This is a genomic window from Wenzhouxiangella sp. XN79A, assembly GCF_012272825.1.
In the GTDB taxonomy this organism is placed as follows: domain Bacteria; phylum Pseudomonadota; class Gammaproteobacteria; order Xanthomonadales; family Wenzhouxiangellaceae.
Window position 1 is genome coordinate 18,921 of record NZ_JAAWWS010000151.1, and the last position, 16,284, is coordinate 35,204.

The 16,284-nt window shown below is 69.4% G+C and carries 19 protein-coding genes; 7 read left to right on the forward strand and 12 right to left on the reverse strand.

Features of this window, described 5'->3' with window-relative positions:
• Positions 1–2: 2 nt before the first annotated feature.
• Positions 3–578: a DUF4124 domain-containing protein gene (locus HFP89_RS09460; protein ID WP_168717419.1), complete on the forward strand. Its 576-nt coding sequence runs from the start codon at positions 3–5 to the stop codon at positions 576–578.
• A 7-nt stretch (positions 579–585) separates the two neighbouring features.
• Here HFP89_RS09460 and dtd read toward each other — a convergent pair whose 3' ends face one another.
• A complete protein-coding gene (gene dtd, locus HFP89_RS09465; protein ID WP_168717420.1) occupies positions 586–1,026 on the reverse strand; it encodes a D-aminoacyl-tRNA deacylase in 441 nt (146 codons plus the stop codon).
• Positions 1,027–1,061: 35 nt separating this feature from the next.
• Here dtd and HFP89_RS09470 point away from each other — a divergent pair, with 35 nt between their 5' ends.
• Entirely contained in the window at positions 1,062–1,964 is a 903-nt protein-coding gene (locus HFP89_RS09470; protein WP_168717421.1) for a lipid A biosynthesis acyltransferase, read from the forward strand.
• Here HFP89_RS09470 and HFP89_RS09475 read toward each other — a convergent pair.
• Positions 1,915–2,238 carry a tetratricopeptide repeat protein gene (locus HFP89_RS09475; protein ID WP_168717422.1) on the reverse strand — a complete coding sequence of 108 codons (324 nt, stop codon included), beginning with the start codon at positions 2,236–2,238 and terminating at the stop codon, positions 1,915–1,917. The two genes, HFP89_RS09470 and HFP89_RS09475, sit on opposite strands and share 50 nt — an antisense overlap.
• Positions 2,239–2,700: 462 nt before the next feature.
• Entirely contained in the window at positions 2,701–3,447 is a 747-nt protein-coding gene (locus HFP89_RS09480; RefSeq protein ID WP_168717423.1) for an OmpW family outer membrane protein, read from the reverse strand.
• Between the two features lie 173 nt (positions 3,448–3,620).
• Between HFP89_RS09480 and HFP89_RS09485 the strand changes: the two genes are divergently transcribed.
• Positions 3,621–5,147, forward strand: coding sequence for a cryptochrome/photolyase family protein (locus HFP89_RS09485; protein WP_168717424.1), 1,527 nt, complete (start codon positions 3,621–3,623; stop codon positions 5,145–5,147).
• Positions 5,148–5,171: 24 nt separating this feature from the next.
• On the opposite strand, the gene HFP89_RS09490 is transcribed toward HFP89_RS09485, so the two are convergent.
• Entirely contained in the window at positions 5,172–5,438 is a 267-nt protein-coding gene (locus tag HFP89_RS09490; RefSeq protein ID WP_206212298.1) for a Trm112 family protein, read from the reverse strand.
• A gap of 118 nt (positions 5,439–5,556) precedes the next feature.
• Between HFP89_RS09490 and purE the strand changes: the two genes are divergently transcribed.
• The gene (gene purE / locus HFP89_RS09495) at positions 5,557–6,054 is read left to right on the forward strand and encodes a 5-(carboxyamino)imidazole ribonucleotide mutase (protein ID WP_168717425.1); all 498 of its coding nucleotides are present in this window, start codon (positions 5,557–5,559) and stop codon (positions 6,052–6,054) included.
• The gene (locus HFP89_RS09500) at positions 6,051–7,199 is read left to right on the forward strand and encodes a 5-(carboxyamino)imidazole ribonucleotide synthase (protein ID WP_206212299.1); all 1,149 of its coding nucleotides are present in this window, start codon (positions 6,051–6,053) and stop codon (positions 7,197–7,199) included. The genes purE and HFP89_RS09500 overlap by 4 nt, the downstream gene beginning before the upstream one ends.
• 45 nt (positions 7,200–7,244) lie before the next feature.
• Here HFP89_RS09500 and HFP89_RS09505 read toward each other — a convergent pair whose 3' ends face one another.
• The 3 genes from HFP89_RS09505 to HFP89_RS09515 all read right to left on the reverse strand — a co-directional run bounded on the left by HFP89_RS09505 (position 7,245) and on the right by HFP89_RS09515 (position 10,164).
• Positions 7,245–8,306: an ABC transporter ATP-binding protein gene (locus HFP89_RS09505; protein WP_168717426.1), complete on the reverse strand. Its 1,062-nt coding sequence runs from the start codon at positions 8,304–8,306 to the stop codon at positions 7,245–7,247.
• The gene (locus tag HFP89_RS09510; RefSeq protein ID WP_168717427.1) at positions 8,303–9,472 is read right to left on the reverse strand and encodes an aspartate aminotransferase family protein; all 1,170 of its coding nucleotides are present in this window, start codon (positions 9,470–9,472) and stop codon (positions 8,303–8,305) included. Before HFP89_RS09510 ends, HFP89_RS09505 begins: the two co-directional genes overlap by 4 nt.
• Positions 9,473–9,582: 110 nt before the next feature.
• Positions 9,583–10,164 (reverse strand): Fe-Mn family superoxide dismutase, encoded by a 582-nt coding sequence (locus HFP89_RS09515; protein WP_168717428.1) that lies wholly within the window; start codon positions 10,162–10,164, stop codon positions 9,583–9,585.
• A 124-nt stretch (positions 10,165–10,288) separates the two neighbouring features.
• On the opposite strand from HFP89_RS09515, the gene HFP89_RS09520 reads away from it, so the two are divergent.
• Positions 10,289–11,836 carry a hydantoinase B/oxoprolinase family protein gene (locus tag HFP89_RS09520; protein WP_168717429.1) on the forward strand — a complete coding sequence of 516 codons (1,548 nt, stop codon included), beginning with the start codon at positions 10,289–10,291 and terminating at the stop codon, positions 11,834–11,836.
• 8 nt (positions 11,837–11,844) lie between these two features.
• On the opposite strand, the gene rnt is transcribed toward HFP89_RS09520, so the two are convergent.
• Complete coding sequence (gene rnt / locus HFP89_RS09525; RefSeq protein ID WP_168717430.1) at positions 11,845–12,474, reverse strand: ribonuclease T; 630 nt, start codon at positions 12,472–12,474, stop codon at positions 11,845–11,847.
• A gap of 20 nt (positions 12,475–12,494) precedes the next feature.
• Here rnt and HFP89_RS09530 point away from each other — a divergent pair, with 20 nt between their 5' ends.
• Positions 12,495–13,439, forward strand: coding sequence for a TraB/GumN family protein (locus tag HFP89_RS09530; protein ID WP_168717431.1), 945 nt, complete (start codon positions 12,495–12,497; stop codon positions 13,437–13,439).
• 17 nt (positions 13,440–13,456) lie between these two features.
• Here the strand turns inward: HFP89_RS09530 and HFP89_RS09535 are convergent, their stop codons facing one another.
• From HFP89_RS09535 to HFP89_RS16320, 4 genes are read right to left on the reverse strand one after another with little or no spacing between them, the layout of a single operon-like run.
• A complete protein-coding gene (locus HFP89_RS09535) occupies positions 13,457–14,128 on the reverse strand; it encodes a DoxX family protein (RefSeq protein ID WP_168717432.1) in 672 nt (223 codons plus the stop codon).
• Between the two features lie 53 nt (positions 14,129–14,181).
• Entirely contained in the window at positions 14,182–14,943 is a 762-nt protein-coding gene (locus HFP89_RS09540) for a putative DNA-binding domain-containing protein (protein ID WP_168717433.1), read from the reverse strand.
• Positions 14,927–15,781: a DUF692 domain-containing protein gene (locus HFP89_RS09545; RefSeq protein WP_168717434.1), complete on the reverse strand. Its 855-nt coding sequence runs from the start codon at positions 15,779–15,781 to the stop codon at positions 14,927–14,929. Before HFP89_RS09545 ends, HFP89_RS09540 begins: the two co-directional genes overlap by 17 nt.
• A gap of 29 nt (positions 15,782–15,810) precedes the next feature.
• Positions 15,811–16,203, reverse strand: coding sequence for a hypothetical protein (locus HFP89_RS16320; protein WP_168717435.1), 393 nt, complete (start codon positions 16,201–16,203; stop codon positions 15,811–15,813).
• Positions 16,204–16,284 lie beyond the last annotated feature (81 nt).

Sequence of the window (16,284 nt, forward strand, 5' to 3'; positions counted from 1 at the left end):
CCATGTCCCGAATCAAGTGCCTGAAATTCCTGCCGAATCCGACCGCTATCCTGGTCGCGCTCGTGCTTTCGCTGATCCTGGCTCCCTGGGCGATTTCCGTGGGGCAGGCGCAGCAGATCTACAAGACGGTCGACGAGAACGGCAACGTAGTCTACACCGATCAGAAGCCCTCGGACGATGCCGAACCGATTCCCCTACCGGAGTTGACCGTCGTCGATCCGGTCGATCTCGGCAACCCGGCCGTTGCCAGCGATGACGACGAGCCGGAGCCGCGGACGATCGAAATGTCGATCGTCTCGCCGCTGGCCGATGAGGTCATCATCAATACCGCGTACCGACTGGACGTCGAAGTCGAATTCGATGCCGAACTGCCGCGCGGGGTGGAGATCGTCTATCGCATCGACGGCGAGGAACGGCTGACCAGCCGCGAGCGGTCGGTGACGATCGACGAGGTGATTCGCGGCCCGCACACCGTCAGCGCAGAGCTGCGAACCACCGACGGCCGGGTGCTCGGGCGGACCGAACCGGTGAGTTTCTTCATGCGCCAGCAGTCGGCGCTGTACAACCGCCCGGGTTGAGCCCGGCTCAGTCCACCTCCAGCCAGAACGTGACCGGGCCGTCGTTGACCAGGTGAAGCTGCATGTCGGCGCCGAATACGCCGAAGCCGGTGCCCGGCCAGGCGTCGTCGGCCTCGTTCTTCAAGGTCTCGAACAGTGCCCGACCCCGGTCCGGCGCGGCCGCCGGAGTGAAGCTCGGCCGGTTGCCCGAATCGGTGTCGGCCGCCAGCGTGAACTGCGGCACCAGCAGCAGCCCGCCCTCGATGTCGCGCAGGCTGCGGTTCATGCGGCCCTGGTCGTCGGCAAAGATCCGGTAGTTGAGCAGCCGCTCGACGAAGCGCGGAATCCGTTCGGCGCGATCGCCGGTGCGGAAGCCGACCAGCACCAGGCTGCCGCGCCCGATCCGGGCGACCTCGCCGCCGTCGATGACCACGCGGGCTTCGGAAACGCGTTGAATCAGACCGATCATGACAGGCAGCCATCCGGCGGAGGATCAGCCGCCGGATGGTAGCATTCCGGGCCATGAAGATCGCCGTGTTCCGACTGCTGCTGGGCCTGCTGGCCCGGCTGCCGCTGTCGCTGGTCCGGATCGCGGGGCGCGCGCTCGGCGCGCTGCCGTTCGGCGGTCGACGGCGCCGGGTGGCGGCGAACCTGGCGCTGGCGTTTCCCGAACTCGATCCCCCCGCCCGGGCCCGGTTGGCCCGTCGCAACCGGCAGGCGATGGTGACCACCGCGCTCGAGACGGGCCCGCTGTGGGGGCGTTCGCGCGACTGGGTGATGCGGCACTGGGGGCCGGCCGAGAACCGCGCCTGCGTCGACAGCGCGCTCGCGTCCGGCCGCGGCCTGCTGCTGATCGGAGGTCACCTCGGCCACTGGGAGGCGAGCATCCTGTACGGCACCCTCCAGCTTCCGATCACCTACCTGTACAAGCCGCCGGGCGACCCGGCGCTGGACCGTGCGCTGACCGCGCGCCGCAGCCGTTTCGGCGGCGAGTTCGTCGCTACCGGCAGCGCGGGCATGCGTCGGGCGCTGCGCCGCCTGCGGGCCGGCGAGGCGGTCGGCCTGCTGTTCGATCAGCTGCCGAAGGGCGGTGAGTTCGTCGAGGCGCCGTTCTTCGGCCGCGACGTGCCGACCATGACGCTGGCCTGGCGGCTGGCCCGTCGGACCGGGTCTGCGGTGGTCCTGGGCCACGTGCTGCGCACCGAGGCCGGCTGGCAGGCCCGGTTCCGGGCACTGGACGGGCTGGCCGACGAAACCGACCCGGTCGGTGCCGCGGTGCGGATGAACGCGGCGCTGGAGCAGGAGATCCGCCGCGCGCCCGAGCAGTACCTGTGGCGCTACCGGCGCTTCGACCCGGTCAGTCGCCCGACGCCTCGCGATCCAGCCGCCGCAGCCAGACACCGATGACCTTCTCCGATTGCTTGTCGCCGTTGGCCTGAGCGGCGGTTTGTCCGCGCTCCCACGCAGCGCGGGCGCCGTACGGATCGCCCAGTTCGTTCAGGCATCGCCCCAGTTCCTGCCAGGCCGCGGTGCGCGACGGCTCGTGCCCGGTGGCGGTCCGGAAGTGCGCCGCGGCCCGCTCCAGGTCCCCTGCCGCCCGCCGCGCCTGCCCGGCCGCCAGCCGCGCCTCGTAGCCGTCGCGGCCGTTGTCGATCAGCTTTTCGATGGTTTCGGGATTCATGGGGCATGACGCTAGCACGTCGAGCTGATCCGAGGCAGGGCTACGGGTGGCCGCACGGCAGAAAACGATCAAACCGCGGATGAACGCGGATGAATGCGGATTCGGAACAGAGGAAATCGACCGCCCGGACGAGCTCCATTCTGCGCGAGCGGTGACGGAGTTCGGGTCGCGAAGATGATCGAGTCATGCCGCAGGGTTCGGCCAACGGTCGAGTGTGTTCGACCTGGCCTGCTTCCGGACTCCAGCGAACGGGCTGGAGAAACGGCGAACACGTTTGCGGGTGGTGATGAGGCAGGGCTCGGCGTCGGCCGAAGCCCCGGTTTTTCATCTGCGCTTATCTGCGTTCATCTGCGGTTCGATCGAAGGAACGCCATCCAGTGCGCAGCGCGGCCGGAAAAGAAAACGCCGGCACCCAGGGGGATGCCGGCGAATGGACATGGGAGATGTCCGGGATGGAGAGGGTCAGAAGCGGAAGCCGACCGCGGTCGTCAGGACCCACGGGTCGATGTCGACGTCCAGGGTGCTGTTGAAGATGACCTCGGAGCCGTCGGTGTCGAAGGTCCGGGTGCGCAGCGAGGCATCGGCCTTGATGTCGATGTAGCGGGCGTCGAAGTTCAGGAACCACTTCTCGTTGAGGTCGATGTCGACCCCGGCCTGGAACGCCAGACCGAACGAGTCGTCGATGCTCAGCTTGGTCGCACCGCCGGAGTACGAGGTGCCGAGGGCACCGTTGGCGGTCCCGACGATGCCGTCCTGCAGGCTCTGGGTGGTGTCTTCGTCGAAGAAGAGCGTGTAGTTGATACCGGCGCCGACGTACGGACGAATGGTCTGGTTCGGCGCGAAGTGATACTGGATTCCCAGCACCGGCGGCAGGTGCTTGGTGCTGCCCAGCTTGCCGAGTGCGGTCAGCGCACGGTCGCCGTCGATGTCGTGCTCGAACGGCGTGGCCAGCAGCAGTTCGACGCCCCAGTTCGGCGACAGGAAATAGGTGATGTTGAAGCCCAGCCCCAGCTTGTCGTCGACTTCGGCCTGGAAGCCGTCGAGCGCGGTGCCTTCGAACACCAGGTTGCCGCTGTCCGAATTCGGTGCCACGTAGGTCGCGCCGATGCGGAACAGCCAGTCGCCGGCTTCCTGGGCCATTGCCGGTGCGGTCACGGACGAGGCGATGACCGCGGCGGCCAGCAGGGTACGGGGGGTGAGAGTTTTCATTGGGCTACGCTCCTTGAGCGGGTTGAGAAGACGGGTGTAGTGTGCGGAGTCTGAAGGGTCGAGCTATTGATGGGTGTCAAACCACCCTTTGATCCCGATCAAATTGCCGTATTGACGCCGATCGAACCGGCCATCGGCGACACTTGCAGACCTTTCGGAGGAATCCCGATCGCATGCCGCGTCTGTGCCTCGTCCTCGGCGACCAGCTGTCGCCGTCATTGTCCTCGCTCGCTGCCGTCGACCGGGGAACCGACCACGTGCTGATGGCCGAGCTGGCCGACGAAGCGAGCTACGTCCGGCACCACCGCAAGAAGATCGCGCTGATCTTCGCTGCGATGCGCCACTTCGCGGCATCGTTGGAAAACGACGGCCACCGCGTGTTCTACCGTCGCTTCGATCCCGAGTCCGAGGTCCGCAGCTTCTCCGATGCGGTCCGCGCCCACTGCGCCGAGCATTCCATCGACGACATCGTGGTCACCTGGCCCGGGGAATGGCGCGTGCTCGAGCAGCTCCGGTCGCTCGAGCGGGACATCGGGGTGCCGGTCCACCTGCTCGAGGACGATCGCTTCGTGTCCACGCCGAAGGACTTCGCCGACTGGGCACAGGGCCGCAAGACGCTCCGGATGGAGTTCTTCTATCGGGAAATGCGCAAGCGCACCGGCCTGCTGATGGACGACGGCAAGCCGGCCGGCGGGCAGTGGAACTTCGACGCCGACAACCGCAGGAAATGGACCGGCGACCCGCCGGCCTCACGGCCGATGCGCTTCACTCCCGATGAAACGACTGCCGAGGTGCTGGCGCTGGTCGCCGATCGGTTCGACGGCTTCGGCGAGATCGAGGGCTTCGATTTCCCGGTCACCCGGGGACAGGCGCGCCGCGCGCTGGCCCACTTCGTCGAGCACGCGCTGCCGTGGTTCGGCGATTTCCAGGATGCGCTGCCCGACGATGAGGACTGGTTGTTCCACAGCCGGGTTTCGATCGGCCTGAACCTGGGCCTGCTCGATCCGATCGAGGTCTGCGAGGCCGCCGCGCAGGCCTGGCGCGACGGCCACGCGCCGATCAACGCGGTCGAGGGCTTCATCCGCCAGGTCATCGGCTGGCGCGAGTTCATCCGCGGCATCTACTGGCTGAAGATGCCGGACTACGCCGAGGCGAATTTCTTCGCCAACCGCGAAGACCTGCCGATCTGGTACTGGAGCGGCGAGACCGGCATGCGCTGCCTGCAGCGCGCCATCGACGCGACCCGACGCAATGCCTACGCACACCACATCCAGCGGCTGATGGTCACCGGTAATTTCGCGATGCTGCTCGGCGTGGTGCCGGAGCAGGTCAGCGAGTGGTACCTGGCCGTCTACGCCGATGCTTTCGAGTGGGTCGAATTGCCGAACGTCGTCGGCATGGCGATGTTCGCCGACGGCGGCAGCTTCGCCTCGAAACCCTACGCGGCCAGCGGCAAGTACATCCAGCGGATGGGCGACCACTGCGCGAACTGCCGATACAAGGTCGGAAAGCGGACCGAGGACGATGCCTGTCCGTTCAACGCGCTGTACTGGGATTTCCTGATGCGCCACGAGGACCGGCTGGCCGGCAACGGCCGGATGACGATGATGTACCGCAACGTGGCGCGGCTTGCGCCGGCCGACAAGGCCGCGATCACCCGCCGCGCGAACTGGATCCGCGCCAACGTCGAGTCGCTGTAGCCCCGGCGCAGCGGCCGGGAGGGATCAGAAATCCTCGAGCTGGGTCGTGCCGATGCCGCGGTCGGGCAGCAGCACCGGCACGCCCTGGTCGACGGCGTAGACGACCTTGCCGTCGCGGCGGATCAGCGCTTCGCCCAGCGCGCCCTCGACGGCCGAACCATCGACGAACTGCACGTTGCCGGCTTCGATCGCCCGGTTCAGTGCGTTCAGGCGCTTGCGTTCCAGCGGACGCAGCGGCTCGTGGCTGACCGGGCAGCAGAGGATATCGAGCAGGGAGTCTGGAATCGTCATGCGCGTAGTGTACCCGGAACGCAGCGCTTCGCCAGCCGTCGGCGCGAGTGGGTGAAGGTCCGGTTTCACGGCCCCTTCTGCTACCATCGGCGCTTGTGTTCGAGGACCGGAACCCGCGATGACCACGACTGCCCGCGTCGGCCTGATCATGGGCTCGAAGAGCGACTGGCCGACCCTGGTCAGGGCCGCCGAGGTGCTCGATGCGCTCGGCATCGACTACGAGACCGAGGTCGTCTCCGCGCACCGCACGCCCGACAGGATGCTCGAGTATGCGAAGACGGCCGCGGCACGCGGGCTGAAGCTGATCATCGCCGGGGCCGGCGGTGCGGCCCACCTGCCGGGCATGGTCGCTGCGTCCACCGAACTGCCGGTGCTCGGCGTGCCGGTCAAGTCCAAGACGCTCAACGGACTGGACTCGCTGCTGTCGATCGTCCAGATGCCGAAGGGCGTGCCGGTCGCGACGCTGGCGATCGGCGAAGCGGGCGCGGCCAACGCCGGCCTGCTGGCCGCCTCCATCCTGGCCCTGGACGACCCGGCGCTGGCCGAGCGCTACCGCGATTGGCGAGCGGCCCAGACCGACCAGGTGCTGGCGAACCCGGACCCGCGCGCGTCGTGAAGGTCGGCATTCTCGGCGGCGGACAGCTGGCCCGCATGCTGGCCGAGGCCGGCCACCCGATGGGCCTGTCGTTCCGGGTCGTCGATCCGAAGTCCGGCGCCAGCGCCTCGCAGGTCGCCGAGCAGCTCGTGGCCGACTACGACAGCGCCGAGGCCCGCGACGCGCTGGCCGAGTGCGACGTGGTGACCTGTGACTTCGAGAACGTGCCGGCCGCGGCGCTGGAGGCGCTGGCCGAGCGCGTGCCTGTCCGTCCGTCGGCCGCCGCGCTGGCCGCGGCCCAGGATCGCTTCGTCGAGAAATCGCGGTTCCAGCAGCTCGGCATGGCCACGCCGGCCTTTGCCGCCGTCGACAGCCGGCCGGACCTGCTGGCCGCGCTCGACCGGATCGGCCTCCCGGCCGTTCTGAAGACCCGTACGATGGGTTATGACGGCAAGGGCCAGGCGGTGCTGCGCGACCGCGAGGACCTCGAGGCCGCCTGGCAGCAGCTCGGCGGCCGCCCGCTGATTCTCGAGCAGTGGGTGGCCTTCGATCACGAGTGCTCGATCACCGTGGTGCGCGGCGCGGACGGAAACAAGCGCTTCTATCCGCTGTCGCGCACCTGGCATGCCGACGGCATCCTGCGTCTTGCGGTGGCGCCGTGCCCGAACGCCGGTCGGCTGCAGGCCGAGGCCGAGCGGATGGCCGGCCGGCTGGCCGACGATCTGGACTACGTCGGCTGCCTGACGCTGGAGCTGTTTGCCTCCGGAAACGAATTACGCGCCAATGAGTTCGCACCACGTGCGCACAACTCGGCCCACTGGACCATCGAGGGCGCGCGCTGCTCGCAGTTCGAGAACCACCTGCGCGCCGTCTGCGGCCTGCCGCTCGGCGATCCGGGCCTGCGCGGCGGCATCAGCGTGCTGTTCAACTTCATCGGTGAACTGCCCGAGGTCGGCGACTGGCTGGTCGTCGACGGCCTGGCCTGGCACGACTACGGCAAAGCGGCCCGGCCGGGCCGGAAGGTCGGCCATGCGACGCTGGTCCTCCCCGACCGCCACGCGCTGGACGCGGCACGTGCGCAGCTCGGCGACCGGCTGCCGGCCGACCTGCGCGGTGCGCTGGACCGGATCCTGCCGCCGGGTGACGGTCGAGCAGGCCCGGATTGACTCAAGTCGTCCCGCACACGGTGCGGGGAGACGATCACCGCAGCCTCAGGCCGTCCCCTCGATCGCCGCGGACTGCTGCGGGTCGAACAGGACCAGGTGGTCGGCGTCCAGCGTGATGCCGATCGTGCGGCCGGGTTCGTGGTTGTCGTGGCTGGGAAACAGCGCGCCGACCTGTTCGCCGCCGGGCAGCTCCAGCCGGTAGAGGATGTCGGCGCCCTGGAACTGGCGCGCGATCACCCGGGCCGGGCAGCCGTCGTCGTCGAGCCGGATGTCGTCGGGCCGGATCAGCAGCTCCAGTTCGTCGCCGGGCGCGGCCTCGATGTGCCCGGGCAGCGGTGAGCGGCCCAGCGCGTGCCGGATGCCGGCCTCGTCGACCTCGGCGCGGATGTAGCTGCCGCGGCCGGTGAACGCCGCGACGTAGCGGCAGAACGGCCGGTGGTAGAGCTGGTAGGGCGTGTCCCACTGCAGCATCCGGCCGTTGAACATCAGGCCGATCCGGTCGGCCAGGGCGAAGGCTTCCTGCTGGTCGTGGGTGACCAGCAGCGTGGCCGTGCCGCGCGAGGTCAGCAGACTACGGATTTCGTCGCCCATCTGGCGGCGCAGCCCGGTGTCGAGGTTGCTGAACGGCTCGTCCATCAGCAGCACGGCCGGCTCCGGCGCCAGCGCGCGGGCCAGCGCGACGCGCTGCTGCTGGCCGCCCGAGAGCTCGTGCGGGTAGCGCTTGTCCAGTCCGCTCAGCCCGGTCAGGGCCAGCAGCTCGCCGATCCGCTCCCTGCGGGCGGCGCGGTCGAGCCTGCGGATGCCGAAGCCGATGTTGGCCTCGACGGTCAGGTGGGGGAACAGCGCGTGGTCCTGGAACACCATGCCGACCCCGCGGCGCTCGGGTGCGACCCGGACATCGCGGGCGCTGACCACCCGGCCGTCGATCCGGATCGTGCCGCGGTCCAGCGGCTCGAAGCCGGCGATCGCGCGCAGCGCGGTGGTCTTGCCGCAGCCCGAGGCGCCGAGCAGGCAGCCGATCTCGCCGGCATCCAGCTTGAAGTCGAGGCCGCAGACGACCGGCGTGCCGTCGTAGCCGAGCTGGATGTCCTCGACCTCCAGCCTCATCGGCCCAGCACGCCGTCGGCGACCGCATCGGCGATGGTCCGGGCCTGGTCGGCATCGATGATCAGCGGCGGCAGCAGCCGGATGACCCGCTCGTGGGTGACGTTGATCAGCACGTGCTGCTTCAGCGCGTGGTCGCGCACGTCGCCGGCCGGGTCGGCCAGTTCGACGCCGATCATCAGGCCGCGGCCGCGAATCTCGACCACCCGCTCGCAGCCGGCCAGCCGCTCGCGCAGGCGTTCGACCAGCCGCGCGCCCATGGTTTCGGCGCGCGCGTTCAGGTCCAGTGCCTCCATTCGGTCGAGCACCGTCAGCGCGGCGCGGCAGGCCAGCGGGTTGCCGCCGTAGGTGGTGCCGTGGCTGCCGGGCGTCAGCACCTCGGCGGCTGCGCCGCGGGCCAGGCAGGCCGCCACCGGCACGCCGTTGCCCAGCGCCTTGGCCGAGGCCAGTACGTCGGGCCGGCAGTCCGGTTCGTGCTGGTGGGCGTACCAGCGCCCGGTCCGGCACAGGCCGGTCTGGATCTCGTCGACCATCAGCAGCGCCCGGTGCTCGTCGCAGGCCCGGCGCAGCGCGGTCAGGTAGCCGTCCGGCGGGCGCTTGACGCCGCCTTCGCCCTGGATCGGCTCGAGCAGCATGGCGACGATGGACGGATCGCCGGCCAGCGCGGCGCGCGCCGCGTCGGCGTCGCCGTAGGGCACCCGGACGAAGCCGTCGACCAGCGGCGCGAAGCCGTGCTGCAGCTTGCCCGGGGCCGAGGCGCTGATCGCGCCGAGGGTGCGGCCGTGGAAGGCCCCTTCGACGACCAGGATCTTCGGCTGCTCGATGCCGCGCTCGAAGCCGAACCGACGGGCCAGCTTCAGCACCGTTTCGATCGCCTCGGCGCCGGTGTTGGTGATGAACGCGCGGTCCATGCCGGTGATCGTGCACAGCCGCTCGGCCAGCCGTTCCTGCAGCCGGATGTGGCCGAGGTTGGCGGTGTGGATCAGCGTGCGGGCCTGGTCGCACAGCGCATCGGCCAGCACCGGGTCGGCGTGGCCGAGACTGCACACGGCGATGCCGCTGATCGCATCGAGATAGCGGGTGCCGTCCTCGTCGTACAGCCAGGCGCCTTCGCCGCGCACGAAGGCGACGGGCAGCCGGGCATAGGTCTTCATCAGATGGTCGCTCACGCGGTGGATTCTACGCGTTCGCACGGTCGGGGGATGCGAAATCGCCGGGCCGCGGGGCGGCCCGGCGAGGTCGGATCCGGTCGATGGACGAGACCGATCGAGCGGGCCGATCAGTCGTTCATCTGGCTGGCGACGAACTCCCAGTGGACCAGGTTCCAGAACGCGTCCAGGTACTTCGGACGGGCGTTGCGGTAGTCGATGTAGTAGGCGTGTTCCCAGACGTCGCAGGTCAGCAGCGGCGTCGCCGAGCCGGTCAGCGGCGTTTCGGCATCGTCGGTGTTGACGATCGCCAGACTGCCGTCTTCGTTCTGCACCAGCCAGGTCCAGCCGGAGCCGAAGTTGCCGATCGCGCTTTCGGTGAACTTTTCCTTGAAGGTGTCGAAGGCGCCGAAGTCGCGATCGATGGCCTCGGCCAGCGCGCCGCTCGGGGCACCGCCGCCGTTCGGGCTCAGGCAGTGCCAGTAGAAGGTGTGGTTCCAGACCTGGGCGGCGTTGTTGAACAGTCCGCCGGATGCACTCCTGATGATTTCCTCGAGCGACTTGTCGGCATCCGGCGTGCCCTCGACCATGCCGTTGAGCTTGTCGACGTAGGTCTGGTGATGCTTTCCGTAGTGGTAGTCCAGCGTCTCGGCGGAAATATGCGGCTCCAGTGCGTCCTTCGCATAGGGAAGGTCGGGAAGCGAAAACGACATGTCGATCTCCTCGGAATGGGTGGCGTGGATGGGCGCCCGAAACGGGCCGGCCGTATCGGGCCCTACCCGAGAAATGGTACCGTACCGTTCGAGATCAAGGTGTCGAGCCCGACGAGGACGCGCGATGTCCCAGTCCGAAGCCGCGGAGCGGATCGAACTGGCGGTGTTCGAAAGCCGCCTGGCGGCGCTGTGCGAAACCATGGGCGCGGTGCTTCGCCGCTCGGCGTTCTCGCCGAACATCCGCGATCGGCTGGATTTTTCCTGCGCGCTGTTCGATGCCGGCGGCGCGCTGCTCAACCAGGCCACTCACATCCCGGTCCACCTGGGCTCGATGGCCTGGGCGATGCGCGACCTGGTCGATCGCTTCGACTGGCGTCCGGGCCACCGGCTGATCCTCAACGACCCCTTCGCCGGCGGCACCCACCTGCCCGACGTCACGCTGATCGCGCCGGTCTTCCATGGTGAAGAATTGGTGGGATTTGTCGCCAACCGCGCCCATCATGCCGACATCGGCAGCGAAACGCCGGGATCGATGCCGCTCAGCGGGACGCTCGCCGACGAGGGCGTGCTGATCGAGCCGACCTGGCTGTACCGCGACGGGGTGCGCGTGGATGCCGCGTTCGAGGCGATCTGCGCACCGATGCGCGACCCGGCGCTGGCCGGCGCCGATTTCCAGGCCCAGGTGGCCGCCTCGGCCAGCGGCGAGCGGGCCTTGACGGCGCTGCTCGACGAGTACGGCCCGGACCGGTTCCGGGCCCTGTGCGACGGCCTGAATGCCTACGCGGAACGGCTGGCCGCGGCAGCGCTGGCGGCACTGCCCGGCGGTGTCTACCGCGCCGAGGATGCAATGGACGACGACGGCGCCGGTGGCCCGGGCCCGGTCCTGCGGGTCGCGGTCGAGGTCGGCGACGACGGCCTGCGGGTCGACTTCGCCGGCACCGACCCGGCCGTGCCCGGCAACCTGAACTGCCCGATGAGCGTGACCGCCGCGGCGGTGTTCTACGTGGTTCGTTGCCTGCTGCCCGCGGCGACGCCGGCCTGCGCCGGTGCCATGGCCCGGTTGGCGCTGGACGCGCCGGTCGGCTGCCTGGTCAATGCCCAGCGGCCGTCGGCGACCGCCGCCGGCAACGTCGAGACCAGCCAGCGGATCGTCGATGTGCTGCTGCGCGCGCTGGCGCTCGCGGTCCCCGGGCGGATTCCGGCCGCCAGCCAGGGCACCATGAACAACCTCGGGCTCGGCAGCGCCCGCTGGAGCTACTACGAGACCCAGGCCGGCGGTTGCGGGGCCAGCGCCGGGCACCCCGGCCGGAGTGCGGTCCACAGTCACATGACCAACACCCTGAATACTCCGGCCGAAGTGCTCGAGCGGCGTTTCCCGCTGCGGCTGGTCGAGTACCGGATCCGCCGCGGCAGCGGCGGCGAAGGCCGACGGCGCGGCGGCGATGGCCTGATCCGGACCTTCGAGTTCCTCGAGCCGGCCGAGGTGACGCTGATCACCGAGCGCCGGCGGCTTGCGCCGTGGGGGCTGGAAGGCGGCGGCGACGGGTTGCCTGGCGAGAACCGGCTCGACGATCGAGTGCTGCCGGCCAAGGTCGGTCTTCGGGTCGAGGCAGGGCAGCGGCTGCGGATCGAGACGCCCGGCGGCGGCGGCTACGGGGCGCCCGGGCCCTGAACGCCGACTCAGCCCTTGGCCAGCGTGGCCGGATCCAGTCCGCCGAGTGCCTGCCAGCGGTTGACGATGGTGCAGAACAGCTGCGCGGTGCGTTCGGTGTCGTAGCGCGCCGAGTGCGCTTCTTCCGATTCCCAGTCCAGTCCGGCGGCCTGCACGGCCCGCGCCAGCACGGTCTGACCATAGGCCATGCCGCCCAGCGTGGCGGTGTCGAAACTCGAGAACGGGTGGAACGGGCTGCGCTTGTAATCGACCCGAGCGATCGCCGCGTTGAGGAAGGCCAGGTCGAAGGCCGGGTTGTGGCCGACGAGGATCGCCCGCTTGCAGCCGGTCTCGCGCAGCCGACGCCGGATCGGCTGGAACACGTCGCTCAGCGCCTGTCGCTCGGGCACCGCCATGCGCAGCGGGTGATCGGGCTTGATGCCGGTGAACTCCAGCGCGGCCTGCTCGATGTTGGCACCCTCGAACGGCTCGACGTGGCGCATGACCAGGTCGCCGGGCACCAGCCGGCCGTCATCGTCCATCTCGATGATGCAGGCGGCGATTTCCAGCAGTGCGTCGGTGTCGGCATTGAAGCCGCCGGTCTCGACATCGACGGCCACGGGCAGGAAGCCGCGGAAGCGGACCTTCAGATCGATCATGAATTCTTGACGGGGCGAGCGTGAGCATACGCTACCAGATCGCCGAGGGCTCCAGTATGGCTTCGTGCCGCTGTTTCGACCGCGCGCCTGGAACGGCACGCCGCGCCGGACTGCGATGGATTCGCCGAGGGCTGGTCGGGCTGGCGCTGCTGCTTGCAAGCGCGCCGCTGTCGGGGCAGGTGTTCTACACCGTCGAAACCGGCGACGGCCGGCTCAGCTGGCTGCTGGGGACCCTCCATACCGAGGACCCGCGCGTGCTGGACCTGCCGCCGGTGCTCGTGCAGGCGCTGGCCGACGCCGAACGAATCGCGCTGGAACTGGTGCCCGACGCCGAGATGCTCGGGGCCCTGAACGTGGCCATGATGCTGCCGCGTGACGAGCGTCTGTCGGCGCTGCTCGACGAGCGCCTGTACGCCGACATCCTCGAGCTGCTCGACCCCTATGGCCTCGGGCCCTCGGCGGTCGAGCGGATGCGGCCCTGGGCGGTGGCCATGACGCTGGCCCTGCCGCCGCCGGAAACCGGTCTGTTCATGGACATGGCGCTGGCTTTCCGCGGCGTCCGCCACGGGGCCGATATGGTGGCGCTGGAGACGCTCGACGAGCAGCTGGCCTTCCTGACCGGTCTCGGTCGGGACGCGCACATCGAGATGCTGGCGCTGGCGGTCGACGACCTGAAGCGCGGCCGGACCCTGTTCGAGACCCTGATCCGCGCCTACCTGGCGCGCGATGCCGATCGGCTGCGCGAACTGACCGAACGTGAGCTGGCGCGGATGGGGCCCGCGATCCGCGAGCGCTTCGAGCGCGAGGGCCTGACCGAACGCAACGCCCGGATGGCCGAGCGGGCCGCGCCGCTCATCGACCAGGGTCGGACCCTGGTCGCGGTCGGTGCGCTGCACCTGCCCGGTGAAGACGGGCTGGTGGCCCGTTTGCGGGCGATGGGCTATCGGGTCGAGCCGATCTACTGACGCGTCGGTCGGCGGCTTCAGCCCCGCAGTCGCTGGACCACGGCCGCCGCGGCCGCGGCCAGCAGCAGCACCACGCCCCACAGCGGAATCAGGTAGATCAGCGCAAGGCCCGGGACCAGCAGCGCCAGCGACAGCGCGAGCAGGTCATCGCGGCGCGCCTGGACCAGGTCGGCGCGCTGGCCGAAGCTGATCAGCGCGTGGTCGAGACTCAGCTTGCCGCCGCCCATGAAGACCAGCGGCAGCAGCATGGCCAGGAACAGCATCGGGATGCGGAAGTTGCCGCGGAACTCGCCGTCCTCCATGACCCGCGAGACCGAATAGCCTTCCCAGAGCTGGCCGAGGCCGGACCAGGATTCCGGCCAGTGGGTGGAGACGATCGCGACGGTCGTCACCATGACCAGCGAAAACGCCGCGAAGCGGGTGAACAGGCCGAGCATCAGCGCGATCGCGGCCAGGATCTCGGTCCAGGTCACCATCGCCCAGTTGACGCCGGCCGGCAGCCAGTCGAACGGCAGCGGAAAGCCCTTGTTGGCGAACCAGCCCGGCACGCCGTCGGCGCCGGCCTTGCCGAGTCCGGCCTTCAGGAATTCATGGCCCAGCAGCAGGCGCAGGCCGAGCGGGGCGATCCAGTCGCCGGCCGAGCGCAGGCGGTCGGTGAGGCGGTCGTAGGCTTCGATCAATGCAGTCATCTTCGGGCTCCGGTTGAATCCAGTGTCTGATGGCCGGAGTTCGCCCGTGCCCGTCAGTCGGGGGCGGTGCCGAGGATCAGCTCGCGTGTCTGCAGGTCGTCGAGCAGGGTCCGGCCGTGGTCGATCAGCGTCGCCGGGTCGGCATGGTCCAGCTCCCCGGCGATACGTTCCAGTGCCATTCGACCGGTGCCCGAGGCATCTTCTTTCAGAATCTCGATCAGGCGGCCGGTGACGGCGTTGATCTGCAGTCGCGCGAGGCGATCGTCGCGGGTCCGCCAGATCGCCAGCACGGTGGCGGCCGGCTCGGGCGCGGCCCGGTCGGCCCGGATCGCGTGGACCGGCCAGCGGTAGGCGGCCAGCGCGAGCGTGGGGTTCAGCCGGGGTCGGCCCTCGACCGGATCGCCGTGCGGGTCGGCCTCGATCTCGGCCGGGTCGTGCTCGTCGTTGCGCACGGTGGTGTTCAGGAACTGCCAGTGGGCCAGCTCGGCCAGCCACGGCCACTCGGGGTGGCGCTCCGGCTGCTCGGCCAGGAAGCGGACGAACTCGCGGCCGATCTCGGGAAACAGCGGCGTGGTCGCGCGGTGCTCGGCGAGAAACGCGCCGATCAGCTCGTTCCAGCGCGGGTCGGGCACGATTCGCCGGACCACGGTGAAGTTCTTCGAAAACAGGCTCGAGAGGTTGTTGAAGAACAGCCGGCGGTAGATCGCCAGCCGTCGCTCCTCGACGCCGTCCGGCGCCGGGTTCGAGGCCGGGTCTCGAATGTGGTCGGCAAAGCGCTTCTGCAGCGCCGCCAGCCGCTCAGGAGGCCCGGACATGCCGCTCGGACCGCTCCGGATGCCGGGCCTGCAGGCGGTGAATGGTCCGCACCTCGTCGAGCAGCTGCTCCACGGCCGGGAAGTTGAAGTCGCGCTCCAGCAGCGTCGGCACCGGGCCGAGTTTCTGGTAGGCGGCGTCGAGCAGGTCCCAGACCGGGTCGATGACGTCGGCGCCGTGGGTGTCGACGATCAGGTCTTCGGCCTCGTTGTGGTGGCCGGCGACGTGGATGTAGGCCACCCGATCGGCCGGCAGGCCGTCGAGGAAGGCCCGGGCGTCGTAGCGGTGATTGACGCTGTTGACGTGGATGTTGTTGACGTCGAGCAGCAGGTGGCAGTCGGCGCGTTCGAGCACCGCGTTGATGAATTCGAGTTCGCTCAGTTCGGTGGTCGGCTGGGCATAGTAGGAAATGTTCTCCACCGCGATTTTCCGACCGACCAGGTCCTGGGTCCGGCGGATGCGCGCGGCGACCCAGTCGACCGCTTCTTCGGTGAACGGGATCGGCATCAGGTCGTACAGGTGGCCGTGCTCGGAGCAGTAGCTCAGGTGCTCGGAGTACAGCCGGATGTCGTGGGCATCGAGAAAACGCCGCACCCGCTTCAGGAAGGTTTCATCGAGCGGTTCCGGCGCGCCCAGCGACAGCGACAGGCCATGGCAGACGAACGGCAGCCGTTCGGTGTAGCGACGAAAGGCCTTGCCGCGCGCGCCGCCGACCCCGATCCAGTTCTCGGGTGCGACTTCCATGAAGTCGACATCGCTCAGGTCGGCATGCTCCAGCGGGCCCAGCAGGGCCCGCCGCAGCCCGAGTCCCGCGCCCCGGAGGGGTGGTCGGGCACTCATGGTTCGTTCGGTTCGGTCCCGCGGGCCGCTCAGGCGGCGCCGCAGGAGCCCTCGCCGCAGGAACCTTCACCACAGGCGCCTTCGGCGTCGTCGCCTTCGCCGCAGGACCCTTCACCGCAGGACCCTTCACCGCAGGAACCTTCCTTGTCGTCACCCTCGCCGCAGGAGCCTTCCCCGCACGAGCCTTCACCACAGGAACCTTCCTTGTCGTCGCCTTCGCCTTCGCCTTCACCGCACGAGCCTTCGCCACAGGCGCCTTCCTTGTCGTCGCCGTGGTCGTCGAAGCCGATCTTGCCGGCCGACAGGGTCGACAGGTCATCGGCCTGGAACGGATTGGCGGTCGAATCGCCGGCGAATGCGCTCAGGGCGAACGAGGCACCGGCGACAGCACCGATGGCGGTAACGAGTTGCGTCTTCTTCATGATCAGCCTCCAACAGCTTCAGGAAAGGGTCCGGACCTTGCCGAACCCGGAGAACGGGCGCATACCGGATGCGCCTGCCCG

Coding starts and splice junctions, on each gene's coding strand:
- HFP89_RS16320 (WP_168717435.1), bottom strand. CDS start 16,203: ATGAAGAAGACGCAACTCGTTACCGCCATCGGTGCTGTCGCCGGTGCC.
- HFP89_RS09490 (WP_206212298.1), bottom strand. CDS start 5,438: ATGACGATTCCAGACTCCCTGCTCGATATCCTCTGCTGCCCGGTCAGC.
- HFP89_RS09515 (WP_168717428.1), bottom strand. CDS start 10,164: ATGTCGTTTTCGCTTCCCGACCTTCCCTATGCGAAGGACGCACTGGAG.
- rnt (WP_168717430.1), bottom strand. CDS start 12,474: ATGATCGATCTGAAGGTCCGCTTCCGCGGCTTCCTGCCCGTGGCCGTC.
- purE (WP_168717425.1), top strand. CDS start 5,557: ATGACCACGACTGCCCGCGTCGGCCTGATCATGGGCTCGAAGAGCGAC.
- HFP89_RS09460 (WP_168717419.1), top strand. CDS start 3: ATGTCCCGAATCAAGTGCCTGAAATTCCTGCCGAATCCGACCGCTATC.
- HFP89_RS09540 (WP_168717433.1), bottom strand. CDS start 14,943: ATGTCCGGGCCTCCTGAGCGGCTGGCGGCGCTGCAGAAGCGCTTTGCC.
- HFP89_RS09470 (WP_168717421.1), top strand. CDS start 1,062: ATGGTAGCATTCCGGGCCATGAAGATCGCCGTGTTCCGACTGCTGCTG.
- HFP89_RS09535 (WP_168717432.1), bottom strand. CDS start 14,128: ATGACTGCATTGATCGAAGCCTACGACCGCCTCACCGACCGCCTGCGC.
- dtd (WP_168717420.1), bottom strand. CDS start 1,026: ATGATCGGTCTGATTCAACGCGTTTCCGAAGCCCGCGTGGTCATCGAC.
- HFP89_RS09475 (WP_168717422.1), bottom strand. CDS start 2,238: ATGAATCCCGAAACCATCGAAAAGCTGATCGACAACGGCCGCGACGGC.
- HFP89_RS09545 (WP_168717434.1), bottom strand. CDS start 15,781: ATGAGTGCCCGACCACCCCTCCGGGGCGCGGGACTCGGGCTGCGGCGG.
- HFP89_RS09485 (WP_168717424.1), top strand. CDS start 3,621: ATGCCGCGTCTGTGCCTCGTCCTCGGCGACCAGCTGTCGCCGTCATTG.
- HFP89_RS09480 (WP_168717423.1), bottom strand. CDS start 3,447: ATGAAAACTCTCACCCCCCGTACCCTGCTGGCCGCCGCGGTCATCGCC.
- HFP89_RS09520 (WP_168717429.1), top strand. CDS start 10,289: ATGTCCCAGTCCGAAGCCGCGGAGCGGATCGAACTGGCGGTGTTCGAA.
- HFP89_RS09505 (WP_168717426.1), bottom strand. CDS start 8,306: ATGAGGCTGGAGGTCGAGGACATCCAGCTCGGCTACGACGGCACGCCG.